Raw genomic sequence first — 19,797 nt, forward strand, 5'->3', positions numbered from 1 at the left:
GCTTCTGCGAGGAGAAGCGATGAAAGACTTACTTAATCTGCTGAAATCCCAGGGACAGTCGGAAGAATTCGATTCTATTCGTATCTCCCTGGCGAGCCCGGAGATGGTACGTTCCTGGTCTTACGGCGAAGTTAAAAAGCCGGAAACCATTAACTACCGTACGTTCAAGCCAGAGCGTGACGGTCTGTTCTGTGCCAAGATTTTCGGCCCCGTAAAAGACTACGAATGTCTTTGCGGCAAATACAAGCGACTGAAGCACCGCGGTGTTATCTGTGAAAAGTGTGGCGTTGAAGTTGCACTGGCCAAAGTGCGCCGTGAGCGCATGGGTCACATTGAGCTGGCTGCTCCAGTTGCACACATCTGGTTCCTGAAGTCTCTGCCGTCCCGTATCGGTCTGCTGCTGGACATGACTCTGCGTGATATCGAACGGGTTCTGTACTTTGAATCCTATGTCGTTATCGACCCGGGCATGACGACTCTGGACAGAAGTCAGCTGCTGAATGACGAAGAGTATTATGAAGCTCTGGAAGAGTTCGGTGATGACTTTGATGCCCGCATGGGTGCTGAAGCTGTTCAGCATCTGCTGGGTGATATCGATCTGAAAGAAGAGATCGATCAACTGCGTGAAGAAATTCCGCAGACCAACAGTGAAACCAAGATCAAGAAGCTGACCAAGCGTCTGAAGCTGCTGGAAGCTTTCTATCACTCAGGTAACAAGCCTGAGTGGATGATCATGACCGTTCTGCCGGTTCTGCCGCCAGATCTGCGTCCTCTGGTTCCTCTGGATGGTGGTCGTTTCGCGACTTCCGACCTGAACGATCTGTACCGTCGCGTTATCAACCGTAACAACCGTCTGAAGCGTCTGCTTGAGCTGAACGCTCCTGACATCATCGTACGTAACGAAAAGCGTATGCTGCAGGAGTCTGTTGATGCCCTGCTGGATAACGGTCGCCGCGGTCGCGCCATCACTGGTTCCAACAAGCGCCCTCTGAAATCCCTGGCCGACATGATCAAGGGTAAGCAGGGTCGTTTCCGTCAGAACCTGCTGGGTAAGCGTGTTGACTACTCCGGTCGTTCCGTAATTACCGTAGGCCCAACTCTGCGTCTGCATCAGTGTGGTCTTCCTAAGAAGATGGCACTGGAACTGTTCAAGCCTTTCATCTTCGGCAAGCTGGAAACCCGTGGTCTTGCTACCACTATTAAAGCTGCCAAGAAGATGGTTGAGCGCGAAGAGCCAGTCGTATGGGATATCCTGGACGAGGTGATCCGCGAGCATCCGGTTATGCTGAACCGTGCTCCAACCCTGCACCGTCTTGGTATCCAGGCATTCGAACCTGTACTGATCGAAGGTAAGGCAATCCAGCTGCATCCGCTGGTTTGTGCGGCGTACAACGCTGACTTCGACGGTGACCAGATGGCGGTACACGTACCTCTGACTCTGGAAGCCCAGCTCGAAGCCCGTGCCCTGATGATGTCTACCAACAACATCCTGGCACCTGCGAACGGTGAACCAATTATCGTACCTTCCCAGGACGTTGTACTGGGTCTGTACTACATCACCCGTGATCGTATCAACGCAAATGGCGAAGGTCTGGTATTCAAGGATATCTCCGAAGCCCTGCGTGCATACCGCACTGGTGCTGCTGATCTGCATGCCCGCGTTAAGGTTCGTATTTCTGAAACCGTTAAGGATGAAGATGGCGAGCTGCATACCCGCAAGTTCCTGGCAGAGACTACCGTTGGTCGTGTACTGCTGTGGGAAATCGTGCCAGATGGCCTCCCATTCGACCTCGTAAACCAGGCAATGAAGAAGAAGGCGATCTCTCGTCTGCTGAACGCCTGCTACCGTAACGTTGGTCTGAAAGAAACTGTTATCTTCGCTGACCAGATGATGTATCTGGGCTTCAGCTACGCCACCATCTCTGGCGCTTCCATCGGTGTTAACGATTTCGTTATCCCTGCTGAGAAAGGTCAGATCATTGATGAGGCGTACAACGAAGTGCGTGAAATCGAAAACCAGTTTGCTTCCGGTCTGGTAACCCAGGGTGAGAAGTACAACAAGGTTATCGATATCTGGTCCCGTGCCAACGAGGTACTGGCCAAGCGCATGATGGACAACCTGAAGACTGATCTCGTTATCAACCGCGATGGCGAAGAAGAAGAGCAGGAATCCTTCAACAGCGTTTACATGATGGCCGACTCCGGTGCGCGGGGTTCCGCAGCCCAGATTCGTCAGCTGGCTGGTATGCGTGGTCTGATGGCCAAGCCAGACGGCTCCATCATCGAAACACCTATTACCGCGAACTTCCGTGAAGGTCTGAACGTACTGCAGTACTTCAACTCCACTCACGGTGCTCGTAAGGGTCTTGCGGATACCGCACTGAAGACCGCAAACTCCGGTTACCTGACTCGTCGTCTGGTTGACGTGGCTCAGGATCTGGTTGTTACCGAACATGATTGTGGTACTGCTCACGGTCTGGTCATGAATCCGCACATTGAAGGCGGTGACGTGGTTGAGCCTCTGGGTGAGCGTATCCTGGGTCGTGTTGTGGCTGAGGACGTTTACGTTCCTGGCACTGATGATATCGCAGTTAAAGCTGGTACCCTGATCGACGAGAAATGGGTTCGCAAGCTGGAAGAGCTGAACGTTGACGAAATGGTCGTGCGTTCACCGATTGCCTGTGAGACCCGTCACGGCGTCTGTGCTATGTGTTATGGTCGTGACCTGGGTCGTGGTCATATTGTTAACCCTGGTGAAGCTGTTGGCGTTATCGCTGCTCAGTCTATCGGTGAGCCGGGTACACAGCTGACCATGCGTACCTTCCATATCGGTGGTGCTGCATCCCGTTCTGCTGCTCAAGACAACATTACCGTTAAGAGCAAGGGTTCCGCTCGTCTGACCAACATCAAGACAGTTGAGCGTAAGGATGGCAACCTGGTTGCTGTTTCCCGTTCCGGTCAGCTGGCCATGATTGATGAGTTTGGTCGTGAGCGTGAGCGTTATAAGCTGCCATACGGTACTGTTCTGTCTGTTAAGGATGGCGCAACTGTTGAAGCCGGTACGATCGTGGCGAAGTGGGATCCACATACCCACCCAATCGTGACCGAAATTGCTGGTAAGGTTCGCTTTATCGGCATGGAAGAAGGCATCACCATCAAAACCCAGACCGATGAGATCACCGGTCTGTCCAGCATTGAGGTTATCGATCCTAAGGATCGTCCTGCCGCTGGTAAGGACATCCGTCCTGCTATCGAGCTGCTGGATGAAAATGGTAATGAGCTGACTCTGCCAAACAGCAACAACCCTGCCCAGTACTTCCTGCCTGCCAACGCACTGGTGAGCTTGAAGGATGGTGAGCAGCTTGAGGTTGGTGCGATCCTGGCGCGTATGCCTCAGCAGTCTTCCGGTAACAAGGATATCACCGGTGGTCTGCCACGAGTGGCCGACCTCTTCGAAGCCCGTAAGCCGAAAGAACCGTCCATTCTGGCGGAAATATCCGGTGTTGTTTCCTTCGGTAAGGAAACCAAGGGTAAGAAGCGTCTGGTGATTACGCCGACTGATGGTGCAGACCCTTACGAGGAGCTGATTCCGAAGTGGCGTCAGCTGAACGTGTTCGAGGGTGAAAACGTTGTTAAGGGTGAAGTGATCTCCGATGGTCCTTCCAACCCGCACGACATCCTGCGTCTGCTGGGTGTATCCGAGCTGGCCAAGTACATCGTTAACGAAATCCAGGACGTATACCGTCTACAGGGCGTTAAGATTAACGACAAGCACATTGAAACCATTCTGCGTCAGATGCTGCGTAAGGTTGAAGTTTCCGATTCCGGTGACTCCACCCTGATCCGTGGTGAGCAGATTGAGTACACCAAGGTGCTGGAAGTTAACGATGAAATGAATGCAGCTGATCGCTTCCCTGCGAAGTACGATCGCATTCTGCTGGGTATCACCAAGGCATCTCTGGCGACAGAATCCTTCATCTCCGCGGCCTCCTTCCAGGAGACTACCCGCGTACTGACCGAAGCAGCGGTAACCGGCAAGTCCGACCACCTGCGCGGTCTGAAGGAGAACGTTGTTGTGGGTCGTCTGATCCCGGCTGGCACTGGTCTGTCTTACCACGCCAAGCGTCGTGAGCGTGAGCAGAGCGCGGCTACCATGACAATTTCTGCTTCCGATGTCGAAGCAGCACTGTCTGAAGCGCTGAGCCAGGGCGATATCTAATCGCCCGGCTTCTGCCGTCTATGAAAAAGCCAGTCATCCGACTGGCTTTTTTGTATTTGATGTTTGAGTTTGTAGAGGTCTCCTTGTGGAGCGTGCAGATAAGTTACTTGTCGCCAGAGGTTTGGCGGAAACCCGTACACGTGCGCAGCGCCTGATTGATAGGGGGCGGGTTGAATTCACAAAAGCCGGTCAGTGGCGTGTACTTGATAAGTCAGGGTTGAAATGTCCTGAGGAAACAGAGTTTCGGGTTCAGGCTGACGAAGCTGATAATTATGTTTCCCGTGGCGCGCTTAAACTGCTGGGGGCGCTGGAAAAAACGGGCCTGGATATTTCAGGTTTTAATGTTCTGGATGTTGGGCAGTCGACAGGTGGTTTTACCGACTGCGCATTGCAAGCTGGAGCGAAGAAAGTGGTTGGTGTCGAGGTGGGGCATGACCAACTGGCGCAAAGGCTAAGAGACGATGATCGTGTTATCTGTCTTGAAGGTGTGAATGCCAGAGAAATGCCGGGAGAACAGTTACTTGATCATATCGATAGTGATGGTTTTGATGCAGCTGTTATGGATGTGTCGTTCATTTCGCAAACTAAAATTTTGCCTTCTTTGGCTCCGATGCTGAGAAAGAATGGCTGCCTCTTAAGTCTGGTAAAGCCCCAGTTTGAAGTAGGCAAAAAAGGCCTGGGTAAGGGCGGTATTGTTCGGGATGAAAGCCTGTATCCGGAAGTGGAAAACTTGATACGAAAATCTGCCGATGAAGTCGGGCTGTCAGTTGAGTATTACTTTGACAGCCCAATTAAAGGTGGCGATGGAAATCGTGAGTTCTTTATTTGCTGTCGCAAACTTTAGCGATTAAAGAGGGCAGTTCACGAATACTGCTAAGTTCGTGATAAGTCTCTTTCATGGCAGCATCGGTTGTAACTTGCTCATGCTGCCAGGTGCTTTCATAGGGGATATGGACGCCTGTTCCGCCAATTCGGGCGATAGGCAGAACATCAGATTTTAACGAGTTGCCGATCATCCAGAAGTTTTCCGGTTTGATCTTATGACGCTTCAATAGCTTCTCGTAGGTTTCGTCGTCTTTCTCTGAGACGATTTCCACGGCATCAAAATGATTGGCCAGGCCGGAGCGGGCAATTTTGCTTTCCTGATCAAACAGATCACCCTTGGTGATTAATACCAGACGGTGCTCTCTGAGTGTAATAAGGGTATCTTCAACGCCTTCCAGAAGCTCAATGGGGTAAGTCATGATCTGCTTGCCGAGATCGATGATTTTCTGGATTTCACTGCCGGGAATGGTGCCTTCAGAGAGTTCAATGGCACTCTCAATCATGGAAAGGGTAAAGCCCTTGGCACCATAGCCAAAGATATGGAGATTTTTGATTTCCTGCTGATACAGGTGTTCCATAAGATCGCCACCCCGGAAATAAGGGGTGAGAATTTTCATCATATCTTTCTCGGCTTCACGAAAATAAGGTTCGTTGGGCCAGAGAGTGTCGTCTGCATCAAAAGCGATAACGGGCAGATTAGTATTCTTCATTGGGTGGGTAGTGCAAAAGGTAAGCAGAAAACCTCATTATATCACTCATGGGGGCAACTCCCTGTATGGAAATCCTGCAGGGAAATATAAATTATTGTGGTTACATAACCTGTCACTGTTTAATAGGGTGACAAAACGAAGGTGTTGGAGTTGAGATGGGATCTAAGGCCAAGCTGGGATTGATAGCCTGCGTAATCCTCGGGGGAGGGGTTATCGCCTTGCCAGGGATATCAGGAATTGTTGCAAATAACTTTGTTGAGAATGACCTGAAAGCAATGGCGGAGTCATCGAGCTACTCCATTGCAGAAATGAGCCTGGATAGAGGGTTTTCGTCAACTCAGGTAAGCGTTGTTCTCCAGGGGGAAGGGTTGAGAGAGTTGAACCAGGAATCCATTGAGATTACTGGAGAGCTGAGTCATAGCGGTATTGCTGGTTTCCCTGAAATGGTGTCCGGGCAGTTTGATGTGACAGTTATTCAGGGGAGAGGTAAAGATCGACTTGAGCTGGCAGGCGATATCGAATCATCCCTGTCTTGGTTGGGGCGTGAGCAGGTGGCTGTGGATATGTCCCCGGTTATTTTTCCTGTCGACCCCGAAAGTGGCTCATTGGTTGCTATTGATGAATACCGTGTTAGCTATGACAGTGATAACAATCAACCTGATGCCTATAGTCTGCAACTCACGGATATCAATCTGCGGGTTGCAGAGGCTGGCTATGAGGTCGCGACGATTGATATTGCGCCCTCTGCGTTGAAGTATTCTCCGGCAAGTAGAGAGTGGTTGCTGGAGGCTCCGGAGCTGGAAATGGGGGTTCCCAATGAGGCGACCAGAGTAACGGTCGAAAATGTAACTGTGGGCGGGAGTGAGAAGACCGTTGGTGGAGTGGCCTCCAGCGAGGGTTTCTTCGAGACGGGCAAAATGTACCTTTCACCGGAAGGTGAGTCTCTGCTGGAATCGGTCAAAGCGAAGGCTTCGCTGGAGAATATCAGAGTATCTGCGCTTGGTGAGTTGCTGAAAGCTATTGATGGTGCCGATGCAGCTGGACAAAAGAGTACACAAACCGCAGTTATAGAATTGTTACAGGATCTGCCTCGTTACTCACTGGATGAGCTGATGGTTGATACTGGTCATGGCTCAATCACCATGAATTTCGATGTCGCTGCTACGAAAAATACCGCTAAGGTAGTGCAGAGCTTGATTGATAATCCGCCCCAGAATGAAGTGCAGGAATATCTGGCTGCACAAAATGTCCTCAATAACGTTCGATCATCCGCCAGGGTCAAAGTGACTGAAGAGCTGATTGGCTGGGGGTGCGATATGGTATCAGCCATGCAAACACAGGATCCCGTGCAGCTCCCCATGATGGCCGGTGCCTGTAAAGGTTTGGTCGATGGTGGGCATTTCCTGAATATGGCCTGTGTCCAAAGTGGATGGGAATGTGCTGAGAAAATGAAGAAAGTGCAGGCTGTCTGGGAGAAAGATCGCTCTCTGGAGCTGATTCTTGATGAGGGGCGCATGACGCTCAATAATGTGGAATTCGATGCACAGGGCATGTTCTAAGAAGCTTAAGGGCCAAGCCGCCAGAGTTTGATAGGAAGCTGGTAATGTTTGATGACTTTTCGGGCTGCATGGATATGATGTGTTTCTCCGGGAGATTTTAGAATCAGAACAATGCCCGCTTCCAGTCCTGTCAGAAGGGAATAATGGAGTGACTGTCCGATGGCTTCAGGCCATTTTCGGGCAAAATCCATCTCGATTGCGTGGGTTTTGGTCAGGCAGTCAACCCGGGGGCCCTGGGGTAACTCATGTTCAACCTTTCCTCCTTTTCCTTCGCACCAGACCTTTTGATACCAAAATTCTCTGGCGGCTTGTGCGGGCTGGGCTGCGTGTAATAACAGGGTGACGAAAAGGAAACAGGGTACTCTGCTCATCAATGTATATACTCTTCCGTGATGTGTCTTAGTGTAACCCACCAGAATTGGGCTGATCGCAGGTGGCTGTAGGCAAGGCTTTACAAAGGCTTTTCTTGACGGGGATGTGCGCTCTCTTTAAAATCCTGTGCCTTTTAGTGTGCCCGGCTTTTGCGTGTTGCTCAAAAGCACATAAAAACAGCCTCAAAGCAGAAAATACCGTTAGCGGGATTTTTGCCGGAAAATGGGAGCACTTAAGACTGGACGCAAGTCCGGTTTTTTTGTGGCCGCGACACCAACTTCCTCTGGGTGACGCGACCCTTTGATTGTTTAGAAATCGGAGAGTGTGCCTAATGGCAACCATTAACCAGCTGGTACGCAAGCCGCGTAAGCGTAAGGTCGCCAAGACCGACGTTCCTGCGCTGCAAAGCTGCCCTCAAAAACGTGGCGTGTGCACCCGTGTATACACCACTACCCCTAAGAAGCCTAACTCCGCACTGCGTAAAGTTTGCCGTGTGCGTCTGACTAACGGCTTCGAAGTGACTTCCTACATTGGTGGTGAAGGTCACAACCTGCAGGAGCACTCTGTGGTCCTGATCCGTGGCGGTCGTGTAAAGGATTTGCCCGGTGTTCGTTACCATACCGTTCGCGGTACTCTGGATACTCAGGGTGTTAACGATCGTAAGCAAGGCCGTTCCAAGTACGGTACCAAGAAGCCTAAGTCCTAATAGGGCCTGCGCTTCCACCTCCACGCCAGTGTTTCATTAAAAGCACTTAATCAGTTGTGCTAGCTAATACAGCGGCTGGCAGGCTTTGATAAGAAGTCGTGGATGGAAATCAGATTTTTTAAGCATCTGGTTATTTTTGAAGAGTAAGGCCGAGTCAAAGCCTGATCTCGGACTAACCTGAAATCGAGGACATTTTCATGCCTAGAAGAAGAGTTGTCGCCAAACGCGACGTGCTGCCGGATCCTAAGTTCGGAAACAAGGTTCTGGCCAAGTTTATCAACCACGTAATGATCAGCGGTAAGAAGGCCGTTGCAGAGCGTATCGTTTACGGTGCACTGGACAAGATCCAGGAGCGTTCCGGTAAGGATCCTCTGGAAGTGTTCGAGGCTGCTCTCGAAACTATCGCTCCTATGGTTGAGGTTAAGAGCCGTCGTGTTGGTGGTGCTACCTACCAGGTGCCAGTAGAAGTACGTCCCTCCCGTCGTATGGCTCTGTCCATGCGTTGGTTGGTAGACGCTGCACGTAAGCGTGGCGAGAAGTCCATGGACCTCCGTCTGGCTGGCGAAATGATGGACGCTGCCGAGAAGAAAGGCGCGGCTGTCAAGAAGCGTGAAGACGTGCATCGTATGGCAGAAGCTAACAAAGCATTCTCCCACTACCGTTTCTAAACGATTTTTCAGAGGAATTGAGTCGTGGCCCGTAAAACCCCGATACGCCGTTACCGTAACATCGGTATCTGTGCCCACGTCGACGCGGGTAAGACCACTACCACGGAGCGTATCCTGTACTACACTGGTCTGTCCCACAAGATCGGTGAAGTTCACGATGGCGCAGCTACCATGGACTGGATGGAGCAGGAACAGGAGCGTGGTATTACCATCACCTCCGCTGCGACCACCTGTTTCTGGCGTGGTATGGATGCCCAGTTTGACGAGCATCGTGTAAACATCATTGATACTCCAGGACACGTTGACTTCACTATCGAAGTAGAGCGTTCCCTGCGTGTTCTTGATGGTGCTGTAGTAGTACTGTGTGGTTCTTCCGGCGTGCAGCCTCAGACTGAAACCGTATGGCGTCAGGCTGACAAGTACGAAGTACCTCGCATGGTATTTGTAAACAAGATGGATCGTACTGGTGCTGACTACATGATGGTAGTTAACCAGTTGAAGGACCGTCTGGGTGCAAATGCTGTACCTCTGCAGATGACCATCGGTGCAGAGGACGAATTCAAGGGTGTTGTTGACCTGATCAAGATGAAGTCCATTATCTGGAACGAAGCTGATCAGGGTATGACCTTCGCCTACGAAGATATTCCTGCCGAGCTGGCTGATCAGTGTGCCGAAATGCACGAATACCTGGTTGAGTCCGCTGCAGAAGCTACCGAAGAGCTGATGGAGAAGTACCTGGAAGAAGGTGAACTCTCCGAGGAAGAAATCAAGGCCGGTATCCGTCAGCGGACCCTGGCTAACGAAATCATCCCTGTCTTCGGCGGCTCCGCATTCAAGAACAAGGGTGTACAAGCCGTTCTGGATGCTGTTATTGAATTCATGCCTTCTCCTCTTGAGGTTAAGGCAATTGAAGGTACTGTTGGTGAGAACGCTGACGGTGAGCACATCATGGAAGAGCGTCCTGCAGATGACAGCGCTCCTTTCGCTGCTCTGGCCTTCAAGATTGCTACCGACCCGTTTGTTGGTACGCTGACCTTTGCTCGTGTTTATTCTGGTGTTGCAACTTCCGGTAGTTCTGTAATTAACTCCGTGAAGTCCAAGAAGGAACGTATCGGCCGTATGGTGCAGATGCATTCCAACAACCGTGAAGAGATTAAAGAAGCGCTGGCTGGTGACATTGTTGCTCTGATTGGTATGAAGGATGTAACTACAGGTGAAACCCTGTGTGATCCAGCTCACCCAATCGTACTGGAGCGCATGGAATTCCCGGAGCCAGTAATCTCCGTAGCTGTTGAGCCTAAGTCTAAGGCTGACCAGGAGAAGATGGGCATCGCACTGGGCAAGCTGGCTCAGGAAGATCCATCTTTCCGTGTTAAGACTGACGAAGAAACTGGTCAGACTATCATCTCTGGTATGGGTGAGCTGCACTTGGACGTTCTCGTCGACCGTATGCGTCGTGAGTTCAAGGTTGAAGCGAACATTGGTAAGCCTCAGGTTGCCTACCGCGAGAAGATCAAGTCCAGTGTTGAAGCCAACCACAAGTTTGCCAAGCAATCTGGTGGTCGCGGTCAGTACGGTCACGTTGTTGTTGAGTTCTCTCCAGCGGATGACGGTGAAGAAGGTCTGGTATTCATCAACGAAATCGTTGGTGGCACCATTCCTAAGGAATACATTCCTGCGGTACAAAAAGGTATCGAAGAACAGATGCAGAATGGCGTTATCGCCGGCTACCCTCTGTTGGGTCTGAAAGCTCGTCTGTTTGATGGTTCCTTCCACGAGGTTGACTCCAACGAGATGGCGTTTAAAATCGCCGCATCTCAGGCTCTGAAGAAGTACGCGCCACAGGCTAAGCCTGTGCTGATGGAACCCATGATGCAGGTTGAGGTGGTAACACCTGAAGACTACATGGGTGATGTTATGGGCGACCTGAACCGTCGTCGTGGTCTTGTTCAGGGTATGGAAGATACCCCGACCGGTAAGACTATTAACGCTCAGGTTCCACTGGGTGAAATGTTTGGTTATGCAACTGATCTGCGCTCTGCTACTCAGGGCCGTGCTACTTACACTATGGAGTTTGCAGAATATGCAGAAGCTCCAAGTAGCATCGCTGATGCGGTGATCAAGGCAAACCAGGGTTAATTATTTCAGACTCGCTAGAAGGTAAGTGAAAAATGGCTAAGGAAAAGTTTGAACGTACAAAGCCGCACGTAAACGTCGGCACCATCGGTCACGTTGACCACGGTAAAACCACTCTGACTGCTGCACTGACTCGCGTTTGTGCAGAAGTATTCGGCGGCGAAATGAAAGCCTTCGATCAGATCGATAACGCTCCAGAAGAGCGTGAGCGTGGTATTACCATCTCTACTGCGCACGTTGAGTATGATTCCAAGGAGCGTCATTACGCTCACGTGGACTGCCCAGGGCACGCTGACTACGTTAAGAACATGATCACCGGTGCTGCTCAGATGGACGGCGCTATCCTGGTTTGTGGCGCGACTGACGGCCCTATGCCTCAGACTCGTGAGCACATCCTGCTGTCTCGTCAGGTTGGTGTACCTAAGATCGTTGTCTTCCTGAACAAAGCAGACCTGCTGGCTGAAGACTGTGGCGGTGTTGGTTCCGAAGAATACGCAGAAATGCTGGAACTGGTTGAAATGGAGCTGCGCGAGCTGCTGGATACTTACGAGTTCCCTGGCGACGACACTCCAATCATCCCAGGTTCCGCTCTGATGGCCCTGAACGGCGAAGACGACAACGAGCTGGGTACTACCGCTGTTAAGACGCTGGTTGAGACTCTGGATACTTACATCCCTGAGCCTGAGCGTGCTATCGATCAGCCATTCCTGCTGCCTATCGAAGACGTATTCTCCATCGCTGGTCGTGGTACCGTTGTTACTGGTCGTGTAGAGCGCGGTATCATCAAGGTTGGTGAAGAAGTTGAAATCATCGGCATCAAGGACACCACCAAGACTACCGTAACTGGTGTTGAAATGTTCCGTAAGCTGCTCGACGAAGGTCGTGCAGGTGAGAACGTCGGCGCCCTGCTGCGTGGTGTTAAGCGTGAAGAAATCGAGCGTGGCCAGTGCCTGGTTAAGCCTGGTTCCGTAACTCCTCACACCAAGTTTGAGTCTGAGGTTTACGTACTGTCCAAGGATGAAGGTGGTCGTCACACTCCATTCTTCAAGGGCTACCGTCCACAGTTCTACTTCCGTACTACTGACGTAACCGGTAACGTAGAACTGCCAGAAGGCGTTGAAATGGTAATGCCAGGTGACAACATCAAGATGGTTGTTACCCTGATCTGCCCAGTAGCCATGGAAGACGGTCTGCGTTTCGCAATCCGTGAAGGTGGTCGTACTGTTGGCGCCGGCGTTGTAGCCAAGATCATCGAGTGATAGCTGGCTGTTATCAACAGCAAGTTAAAATCGTTTGATCGAAAGGCCTCAGGTTGATGCCTGAGGCCCTTTCTTATGTGAAAACAGCTATGTGAAAAGGGTAAGTGCTATTTGGTGTTTTGTTGACAGAGGTGTTGACAGCACTTAAAATGCGCGCTCCTTTTTCATCTGCCCGCCGTTGAGTGGGCAGATTTCGTTCTTTAAACACCTATTAGGTTATTAAGATGAGTCAGCAGCCTAAAACTCAACAAATTCGCATTCGACTCAAGGCTTTTGACCATCGCCTGATCGATCAGTCCACGCAGGAAATCGTTGATACTGCGAAGCGTACTGGTGCGCAGGTTCGTGGTCCTATCCCCCTGCCGACCCGCAAGGAAAAATTCACCGTATTGATCTCTCCGCACGTTAACAAAGACGCGCGTGATCAGTACGAGATCCGTACTCACAAGCGCCTGCTCGATATCGTCGAGCCCACCGACAAGACAGTTGATGCTCTGATGAAGCTCGACCTGGCTGCAGGTGTGGAAGTTCAGATTAGCCTTGGCTAATAATTCAGGCTGGAATTGTTCTGAGTTAGTTCTCCGAACAGTTCTTGCTTGTGTAACGCTCTGGAATGGGCGGCCATAGCGGGTAATAGCCCCGTACACGTAAGAGGTAGACTATGTCTAGTCAAGAAAACGGCAAGCTGGGCCTTGTCGGTAAGAAGTGTGGCATGACCCGCATCTTTACCGAAGAAGGTGCATCCCTGCCCGTTACTGTTATCGAAGTAGAACCTAACCACATTACTCAGATTCGTTCTGAGGAAGTGGATGGTTACCAAGCCGTTCAGGTTACCACTGGCAGCAAGAAAGCTTCCCGTGTATCCAAGCCTGAAGCAGGTCATTTCGCCAAAGCTGGTGTTGAAGCTGGTCGCGGTCTGTGGGAATTCCGTCTGGACGGTGAAGCTGAGCTGAAAGCTGGCGACGTCCTGACTGTAGAATTGTTCGCAGCGGGTCAGAAGGTAGACGTAATTGGACGTTCCAAGGGTAAGGGTTTCCAGGGCGGCGTAAAGCGCTGGAATTTCCATATGCAGGACGCCACTCACGGTAACTCTCTGTCTCACCGTGCACCTGGTTCCATTGGTCAGTGTCAGACTCCCGGTCGTGTCTTCAAAGGCAAGAAAATGGCGGGTCACATGGGTGACGAGCAAGTAACTGTTCAGTCCCTGGAAATCGTTCGCGTTGACGCTGAGCGTAACCTGCTCCTGATCAAGGGTGCGGTCCCTGGTGCCACTGGCGCTGATGTTGTTATCAAGCCTGCCGTTAAGGCCGGTGCCGCGGCCTGATAGGGGATTTGAACATGGATCTGAACGTAATTGGTGCAGACGCCCTGAAGGTTTCCGACGTAACCTTCGGCGTTGAATTCAACGAAGCCCTGGTTCACCAGGCCGTTGTTGCCTTCATGGCAGGTGCTCGTCAGGGTACTAAAGCTCAGAAGACTCGCAGCGACGTAAGTGGCGGTGGTCGTAAGCCTTTCCGTCAGAAAGGTACTGGCCGTGCACGTGCCGGTACTATCCGCAGCCCACTGTGGCGCGGGGGCGGTGCTACTTTCGCCGCTCGTCCTCAGGACCACAGCAAAAAGCTCAACAAAAAGATGTACCGCGGCGCGCTGCGTTCCATCCTGTCTGAGCTGGTTCGCCAGGAACGTCTGGTTGTTGTTTCTGAATTCAAGGCAGAAACTCCCAAGACCAAGGCAATGGTTGCCAAGCTGACTGAAATGAATGCTTGCAATGCCCTGATCGTATCCGACAGCGTAGACCAGAACGTTTACCTGTCCGCTCGCAATATCCCTCATGTTGATGTTCGCGATGTGCAAGGTATTGATCCGGTAAGCCTGGTTGCTCACGAAAAAGTGATCATGACTGTTGACGCGGTCAAGAAGTTCGAGGAGATGCTGGGATGAATCAGGAACGACTGCTGAAAGTCCTCGTTGGTCCCCACATTTCCGAGAAGTCTTCGGTTGTGGCTGAGACTAACAACCAGTATGTGTTCAAGGTAGCTACCGACGCAACCAAGCTGGAAATCAAGAAGGCTGTCGAGCAACTGTTCGAAGTCAAGGTCAAGGCAGTAACTACTGTCAACGTGAAGGGCAAGACCAAGCGCACCATGCGTGGCCTGGGCAAGCGTAACGACTGGAAAAAGGCGTACGTTTCCCTGGATGCTGGTCAGGAAATTGACTTCGCGGACGCTGAATAAGGAGACAGACAATGGCTGTTGTTAAGTGTAAACCCACTTCTCCGGGGCGCCGCTTTGTAGTCAAGGTCGTTAACCCTGACCTGCACAAAGGTAAGCCCTACGCTCCTCTGCTCGAGAAGAAGAGCAAAAGCGGTGGTCGTAACAATGCTGGCCGCATCACCACCCGTCACGTTGGTGGTGGCCACAAGCAGCACTACCGTGTTGTAGACTTCCGTCGCAACAAGGATGGCATTCCAGCCATCGTTGAGCGTCTGGAATACGATCCAAACCGTACTGCGCACATCGCCCTGTTGAAGTACATGGACGGTGAGCGTCGTTACATTATCGCACCGAAGGGTGTTAAAGCTGGTGATGAGCTGATCTCTGGTGTTCACGCTCCTATCAAAGCTGGTAACACTCTGCCGCTGCGTAACATCCCTCAGGGTTCCGTTATCCACTGTGTGGAACTGAAGCCTGGCAAGGGTGCACAAATGATGCGTTCCGCTGGCACTTCTGCTCAGCTGGTTGCACGTGAAGGTGCCTATGTAACCCTACGCCTGCGCTCCGGCGAAATGCGTAAGGTTCTGGCTGACTGTCGCGCAACTCTGGGTGAAGTATCCAACGGCGAGCACGGTCTTCGCTCTCTGGGTAAGGCTGGTGCCAAGCGCTGGCGTGGTGTTCGTCCTACCGTTCGCGGTGTGGCCATGAACCCTGTGGATCACCCACATGGTGGTGGTGAAGGTCGTACCTCTGGTGGCCGTCATCCTGTTACTCCGTGGGGCGTACCTACGAAGGGCAAGAAGACTCGCTCCAACAAGCGTACTGACAAGTTCATTGTCCGTCGCCGCACCAAGTAATTTGAGAGGATAACATCGTGCCACGTTCACTGAAGAAAGGTCCTTTTATCGACCTGCACCTGTTGAAGAAGGTGGAGGACGCGGTAGGGGCTGGCAACAAGCGCCCGATCAAGACCTGGTCTCGCCGCTCCATGATCATTCCGCAGATGGTTGGTCTGACCATCGCGGTTCACAACGGTCGTCAGCACGTGCCTGTCTATGTCTCTGAAGAGATGGTCGGCCACAAGCTGGGCGAGTTTGCAGCCACCCGCACCTATCGCGGTCATGCTGCAGACAAGAAGGCCAAGAAGCGCTAAGGGGTATTGAGATGAAAGAAGTAGCTGCTACGCACAACGGCGCTCGCATTTCTGCCCAGAAGGCTCGCTTGGTTGCAGACCTGATTCGCGGTAAGAATGTTGCAGAAGCTCTGGACATCCTGACTTTCAGCACCAAGAAGGCTGCTGTTCTTGTCAAGAAAGTACTTGAGTCTGCTGTAGCAAATGCTGAGCACAACGAAGGCATGGACATTGATGAGCTCAAAGTCAGCACTGCTTTCGTAAACGAAGGTATGACTCTGAAGCGCATCAAGCCACGTGCCAAGGGCCGTGCTGATCGCATTCTGAAGCGGTCTTGCCACATCACTGTGAAGGTTGCTGAGGTTTAAGGGAGCGATCAGATGGGTCAGAAAGTACATCCTACAGGCATTCGCCTGGGTATCGTTAAGGACCATACTTCCGTATGGTACGCAGAAGGTACCGAATACGCTGACAAGCTGTATGCCGATCTGCAGGTTCGCGAGTACATCGAGAACAAGCTGAAGAATGCATCTGTTAGCCGTATTGAAATCCAGCGCCCTGCACAGAGCGCTCGCGTTACTATTCACACTGCTCGCCCCGGTATCGTTATCGGTAAGAAGGGTGAAGATGTTGAAAAGCTGCGTCAGAAGCTGAACAAGATGATGGGTGTGCCCGTGCACATCAACATCGAAGAAGTACGCAAGCCTGAGATCGATGCCAAGCTGGTAGCACAAAGCATTGCTGGTCAGCTGGAGCGTCGTGTAATGTTCCGTCGTGCCATGAAGCGTTCCGTGCAGAACGCCATGCGTCTGGGCGCCAAAGGTATCAAGATTCAGCTGTCCGGCCGTCTGGGCGGTGCTGAAATCGCACGTACCGAATGGTACCGCGAAGGTCGTGTGCCTCTGCACACCCTGCGTGCGGACATCGATTATGCCACTTACGAAGCGCATACCACCTACGGTGTTATTGGCGTGAAGGTGTGGATCTTCAAGGGCGAAGTTATCGGCGGTGTTCGTGAGGAAGAGAAGGAGCAGAAGAAGCCTGCTCGTCGTCCTCGCAAGAAGCCGGCCGCTAAGAAGTAAGGAGTTATAACGATGCTCCAACCTAAGCGTACTAAATTCCGCAAGCAGATGAAGGGCCGCAACCGTGGTCTTGCTCATCGCGGTTCTAAGGTCAGCTTCGGCGAATACGCATTGAAAGCTGTTGGCCGTGGCCGTATAACAGCCCGCCAGATCGAAGCGGCACGTCGTGCCATGACTCGTCACGTTAAGCGTGGTGGTAAGATCTGGATTCGCATCTTCCCTGACAAGCCAATTACCAAGAAGCCTCTCGAGGTTCGTCAAGGTAAAGGTAAGGGTAGCGTTGAGTACTGGGTAGCACAGATTCAGCCGGGTCGTGTCCTGTACGAAATGGAAGGCGTATCCGAAGAGCTGGCTCGTGAAGCTTTTGCTCTGGCTGCCGCCAAACTGCCTTTGCAGACAGTTTTCGTTAAGCGGGGTGTGATGTAATGAAAGCCGCAGAGCTTCGTGAAAAGTCTATTGAGGAGCTGAATGTTCAGCTTCTCGATCTGCTGCGCGATCAGTTTAACTACCGTATGCAGCAGACTACTGGTCAGCTGAAGCAGACTCATCTGCTGAAGCAGACCAAGCGGGACATCGCCCGCATCAAGGCGATGCTGACTGAGAAGGCAGGTAAGTAAAATGTCTGAGACCAAAAAAGTCCGTACACTGACCGGTAAGGTCGTGAGCGACAAGATGGACAAGACCATTACTGTCCTGATCGAGCGTCGCGTTAAGCATCCGCTGTACGGTAAAATCGTAAAGCGGTCTACTAAATTGCACGCACACGACGAGCAAAATGAGTGCCGTATGGGTGACAAAGTCACCATCCGCGAAACTCGTCCTCTGTCCAAGAACAAGTCTTTTGAACTTGTTTCCATTGAAGAGCGTGCGACTCAAATCTAAGGCTATACCGGCCTTTAGGGCCGGCTTTGAGTCTGCAGTTTGAGGAGAACTGGTAATGATTCAGACCGAGACACAACTCGAAGTAGCAGATAACAGCGGTGCCCGCCGTGTTCAGTGCATCAAAGTACTGGGCGGCTCCCATCGTCGTTATGCTGGTATCGGTGACATTATTAAGATCACCGTAAAGGAAGCAATTCCTCGTGGTAAAGTGAAGAAAGGCCAGGTAATGAATGCCGTGGTCGTTCGCACTAAGAAGGGTGTTCGTCGTCCTGATGGATCTCTGATCCGTTTTGATGGCAATGCTGCGGTTCTGCTGAATGCACAGAACCAGCCAATCGGCACCCGTATCTTTGGCCCGGTGACTCGTGAGCTGCGCGGTGAGCAGTTCATGAAGATCATCTCTCTGGCACCAGAAGTGCTGTAAGGAGATAGACCGTGAAAAAGATTCGTCGTGACGATGAAGTAGTAGTCATTGCTGGCAAAGATAAAGGCAAGCGTGGCAAGGTTCTGAGTGTTAACATCGATGGTCGTGTCCTGGTTCAGGGCGTGAACATGGTGAAGAAGCACCAGAAGCCTAACCCGATGCTGGGCCAGCCTGGCGGTATCGTTGAGAAAGAAGCCCCTATTCAGGCTTCCAACGTTGCCATCTGGAACTCGGAAGCTGGTAAGGCTGACCGCGTTGGTTTCTCCATCACTGATGGTAAGAAGCAGCGTGTGTTCAAGTCTACCGGCAACCCTGTTGACGCTTAAGGGGCTGGTGAAATGGCAGAACTGAAGAAAAAGTTCCGTGAAGAGCTTGTACCTCAGCTTATGAAAGAGCTGGGTCTCAAGAACGTGAACGAAGTACCCCGGATCACCAAAATCACCCTGAATATGGGTGTTGGTGAAGCGATTGGCGATAAGAAAGTTATTGAGCATGCTCTGAGCGATCTGACCAAGATCGCAGGCCAGAAGCCTGTCGTAACTAAAGCTCGCAAATCTGTAGCCGGCTTTAAAGTCCGTGAAGGATGGCCGATTGGCGTGAAGGTAACTCTGCGTAATGAGCAGATGTATCAATTCCTGCAACGTCTGATCGATATCGCTCTGCCCCGCGTGCGTGACTTTCGCGGTGTGAGCGCCAAATCATTCGACGGTCGTGGCAACTACAGTATGGGTGTTAAAGAACAGATCATGTTCGCAGAAGTTGATTACGATAAGATCGACACTCTGCGTGGTCTGGACATCACCTTTACCACTACTGCCAAGACTGACGACGAAGGTCGTGCGCTTCTGAAAGCGTTCAACTTCCCTTTCCGTAACTAAAGGCGAAGGTTTATGGCTAAAGAATCCATGAAGCAGCGCGAGCTCAAGCGACAGAAGCTTGTTGCAAAGTTCGCACAGAAGCGCGCTGAACTGAAAGCTATTATCAACAGCCCTGCCAGCAGTGAAGAAGAGCGCTGGGAAGCAACCGTGGCCCTGCAGAAGCAGCCACGTGATGCATCCAAAGCGCGTCTGCGTAATCGCTGTCGTCTGACTGGTCGTCCTCACGCATACCTGCGTAAGTTCGGTCTCAGTCGTATCAAACTGCGTGAAGCCGCCATGCGCGGTGACGTTCCTGGCCTGACTAAGGCCAGCTGGTAAGGTCGCTGTAGGAGAGCAAATATGAGTATGCAGGACCCGTTAGCAGATATGCTAACTCGCATCCGTAATGCCCAGATGGCAGAGCACGCCTCTGTCGTTATGCCTGCTTCCAAGATCAAGGCGGCTGTCGCCCAGGTCCTGAAAGATGAAGGCTACATCACTGACTACAAAGTAGACGGTGAAGTGAAGGCTCAGCTGACTATCGAGTTGAAGTACTTCGAAGGCAAGCCGGTCATCGAACAGATCAAGCGTGCCAGCCGTCCTGGTCTGCGTAACTACGCAGCAGCGGCTGACCTGCCTAAGGTCAATGGTGGTCTGGGTATCGCTATCGTTTCTACCAACAAGGGCGTGATGACTGATCGCGCTGCCCGTACTCAGGGCGTTGGTGGCGAAGTTATCTGCACCGTATTCTAA

General features: G+C 51.7%; 25 protein-coding genes. 23 read left to right on the forward strand and 2 right to left on the reverse strand.

From position 1 onward, the window contains the following. Positions 1–19 precede the first annotated feature (19 nt). Positions 20–4,219, forward strand: a complete 4,200-nt coding sequence (rpoC, locus tag M3P05_RS08795) for a DNA-directed RNA polymerase subunit beta' (RefSeq protein WP_249699171.1) — start codon at positions 20–22, stop codon at positions 4,217–4,219. 85 nt (positions 4,220–4,304) lie between these two features. Continuing rightward, complete coding sequence (locus M3P05_RS08800) at positions 4,305–5,063, forward strand: TlyA family RNA methyltransferase (protein ID WP_249699172.1); 759 nt, start codon at positions 4,305–4,307, stop codon at positions 5,061–5,063. Here the strand turns inward: M3P05_RS08800 and M3P05_RS08805 are convergent. Next, positions 5,041–5,754, reverse strand: coding sequence for an HAD family hydrolase (locus tag M3P05_RS08805; protein ID WP_249699173.1), 714 nt, complete (start codon positions 5,752–5,754; stop codon positions 5,041–5,043). The two genes, M3P05_RS08800 and M3P05_RS08805, sit on opposite strands and share 23 nt — an antisense overlap. A gap of 155 nt (positions 5,755–5,909) precedes the next feature. On the opposite strand from M3P05_RS08805, the gene M3P05_RS08810 reads away from it, so the two are divergent. Next, positions 5,910–7,313, forward strand: coding sequence for a DUF945 family protein (locus M3P05_RS08810; RefSeq protein WP_249699175.1), 1,404 nt, complete (start codon positions 5,910–5,912; stop codon positions 7,311–7,313). A gap of 5 nt (positions 7,314–7,318) precedes the next feature. Here the strand turns inward: M3P05_RS08810 and M3P05_RS08815 are convergent, their stop codons facing one another. Next, positions 7,319–7,684, reverse strand: coding sequence for a hypothetical protein (locus M3P05_RS08815; protein ID WP_249699176.1), 366 nt, complete (start codon positions 7,682–7,684; stop codon positions 7,319–7,321). A 332-nt stretch (positions 7,685–8,016) separates the two neighbouring features. Here M3P05_RS08815 and rpsL point away from each other — a divergent pair, with 332 nt between their 5' ends. The 20 genes from rpsL (at position 8,017) to rpsH (ending at position 19,797) form a co-directional block, all read left to right on the forward strand. Next, a complete protein-coding gene (gene rpsL / locus M3P05_RS08820) occupies positions 8,017–8,391 on the forward strand; it encodes a 30S ribosomal protein S12 (protein WP_249699177.1) in 375 nt (124 codons plus the stop codon). A 197-nt stretch (positions 8,392–8,588) separates the two neighbouring features. After that, on the forward strand, positions 8,589–9,059 hold the full coding sequence (gene rpsG / locus M3P05_RS08825; RefSeq protein ID WP_249699178.1) for a 30S ribosomal protein S7: 471 nt from the start codon (positions 8,589–8,591) through the stop codon (positions 9,057–9,059). A 24-nt stretch (positions 9,060–9,083) separates the two neighbouring features. Further along, the gene (fusA, locus tag M3P05_RS08830; RefSeq protein WP_249699179.1) at positions 9,084–11,198 is read left to right on the forward strand and encodes an elongation factor G; all 2,115 of its coding nucleotides are present in this window, start codon (positions 9,084–9,086) and stop codon (positions 11,196–11,198) included. A gap of 32 nt (positions 11,199–11,230) precedes the next feature. Continuing rightward, positions 11,231–12,454: an elongation factor Tu gene (tuf, locus tag M3P05_RS08835; RefSeq protein WP_249699163.1), complete on the forward strand. Its 1,224-nt coding sequence runs from the start codon at positions 11,231–11,233 to the stop codon at positions 12,452–12,454. Positions 12,455–12,678: 224 nt separating this feature from the next. After that, positions 12,679–13,002: a 30S ribosomal protein S10 gene (rpsJ, locus tag M3P05_RS08840; protein WP_249699180.1), complete on the forward strand. Its 324-nt coding sequence runs from the start codon at positions 12,679–12,681 to the stop codon at positions 13,000–13,002. Positions 13,003–13,115: 113 nt separating this feature from the next. Beyond that, the gene (gene rplC, locus M3P05_RS08845) at positions 13,116–13,778 is read left to right on the forward strand and encodes a 50S ribosomal protein L3 (protein WP_249699181.1); all 663 of its coding nucleotides are present in this window, start codon (positions 13,116–13,118) and stop codon (positions 13,776–13,778) included. A 14-nt stretch (positions 13,779–13,792) separates the two neighbouring features. After that, on the forward strand, positions 13,793–14,395 hold the full coding sequence (gene rplD, locus M3P05_RS08850; protein WP_249699182.1) for a 50S ribosomal protein L4: 603 nt from the start codon (positions 13,793–13,795) through the stop codon (positions 14,393–14,395). Further along, positions 14,392–14,688 carry a 50S ribosomal protein L23 gene (gene rplW / locus M3P05_RS08855; protein ID WP_249699183.1) on the forward strand — a complete coding sequence of 99 codons (297 nt, stop codon included), beginning with the start codon at positions 14,392–14,394 and terminating at the stop codon, positions 14,686–14,688. The genes rplD and rplW overlap by 4 nt, the downstream gene beginning before the upstream one ends. A gap of 11 nt (positions 14,689–14,699) precedes the next feature. After that, complete coding sequence (gene rplB / locus M3P05_RS08860; RefSeq protein WP_249699184.1) at positions 14,700–15,524, forward strand: 50S ribosomal protein L2; 825 nt, start codon at positions 14,700–14,702, stop codon at positions 15,522–15,524. A gap of 17 nt (positions 15,525–15,541) precedes the next feature. After that, positions 15,542–15,820 (forward strand): 30S ribosomal protein S19, encoded by a 279-nt coding sequence (gene rpsS / locus M3P05_RS08865; RefSeq protein ID WP_249699186.1) that lies wholly within the window; start codon positions 15,542–15,544, stop codon positions 15,818–15,820. Positions 15,821–15,831: 11 nt separating this feature from the next. Next, positions 15,832–16,167 (forward strand): 50S ribosomal protein L22, encoded by a 336-nt coding sequence (gene rplV / locus M3P05_RS08870; RefSeq protein ID WP_249699187.1) that lies wholly within the window; start codon positions 15,832–15,834, stop codon positions 16,165–16,167. Between the two features lie 12 nt (positions 16,168–16,179). Further along, positions 16,180–16,881 (forward strand): 30S ribosomal protein S3, encoded by a 702-nt coding sequence (gene rpsC / locus M3P05_RS08875; protein WP_249699188.1) that lies wholly within the window; start codon positions 16,180–16,182, stop codon positions 16,879–16,881. A gap of 12 nt (positions 16,882–16,893) precedes the next feature. Then, the gene (rplP, locus tag M3P05_RS08880; protein ID WP_249699189.1) at positions 16,894–17,307 is read left to right on the forward strand and encodes a 50S ribosomal protein L16; all 414 of its coding nucleotides are present in this window, start codon (positions 16,894–16,896) and stop codon (positions 17,305–17,307) included. Continuing rightward, positions 17,307–17,498, forward strand: a complete 192-nt coding sequence (gene rpmC / locus M3P05_RS08885) for a 50S ribosomal protein L29 (RefSeq protein WP_249699190.1) — start codon at positions 17,307–17,309, stop codon at positions 17,496–17,498. Before rplP ends, rpmC begins: the two co-directional genes overlap by 1 nt. A gap of 1 nt (position 17,499) precedes the next feature. Next, a complete protein-coding gene (gene rpsQ / locus M3P05_RS08890; protein ID WP_249699191.1) occupies positions 17,500–17,763 on the forward strand; it encodes a 30S ribosomal protein S17 in 264 nt (87 codons plus the stop codon). A gap of 55 nt (positions 17,764–17,818) precedes the next feature. Further along, a complete protein-coding gene (rplN, locus tag M3P05_RS08895) occupies positions 17,819–18,187 on the forward strand; it encodes a 50S ribosomal protein L14 (RefSeq protein ID WP_249699192.1) in 369 nt (122 codons plus the stop codon). A gap of 11 nt (positions 18,188–18,198) precedes the next feature. After that, positions 18,199–18,513 (forward strand): 50S ribosomal protein L24, encoded by a 315-nt coding sequence (rplX, locus tag M3P05_RS08900; RefSeq protein ID WP_249699193.1) that lies wholly within the window; start codon positions 18,199–18,201, stop codon positions 18,511–18,513. 12 nt (positions 18,514–18,525) lie between these two features. Further along, the gene (gene rplE, locus M3P05_RS08905) at positions 18,526–19,065 is read left to right on the forward strand and encodes a 50S ribosomal protein L5 (RefSeq protein ID WP_249699194.1); all 540 of its coding nucleotides are present in this window, start codon (positions 18,526–18,528) and stop codon (positions 19,063–19,065) included. A 12-nt stretch (positions 19,066–19,077) separates the two neighbouring features. Next, entirely contained in the window at positions 19,078–19,383 is a 306-nt protein-coding gene (gene rpsN, locus M3P05_RS08910; protein ID WP_249699195.1) for a 30S ribosomal protein S14, read from the forward strand. 21 nt (positions 19,384–19,404) lie between these two features. Then, positions 19,405–19,797 carry a 30S ribosomal protein S8 gene (rpsH, locus tag M3P05_RS08915; RefSeq protein WP_249699196.1) on the forward strand — a complete coding sequence of 131 codons (393 nt, stop codon included), beginning with the start codon at positions 19,405–19,407 and terminating at the stop codon, positions 19,795–19,797.

Origin of the sequence: Parendozoicomonas callyspongiae (genome assembly GCF_023502345.1) — a bacterium.
GTDB lineage: Bacteria > Pseudomonadota > Gammaproteobacteria > Pseudomonadales > Endozoicomonadaceae > Sansalvadorimonas > Sansalvadorimonas callyspongiae.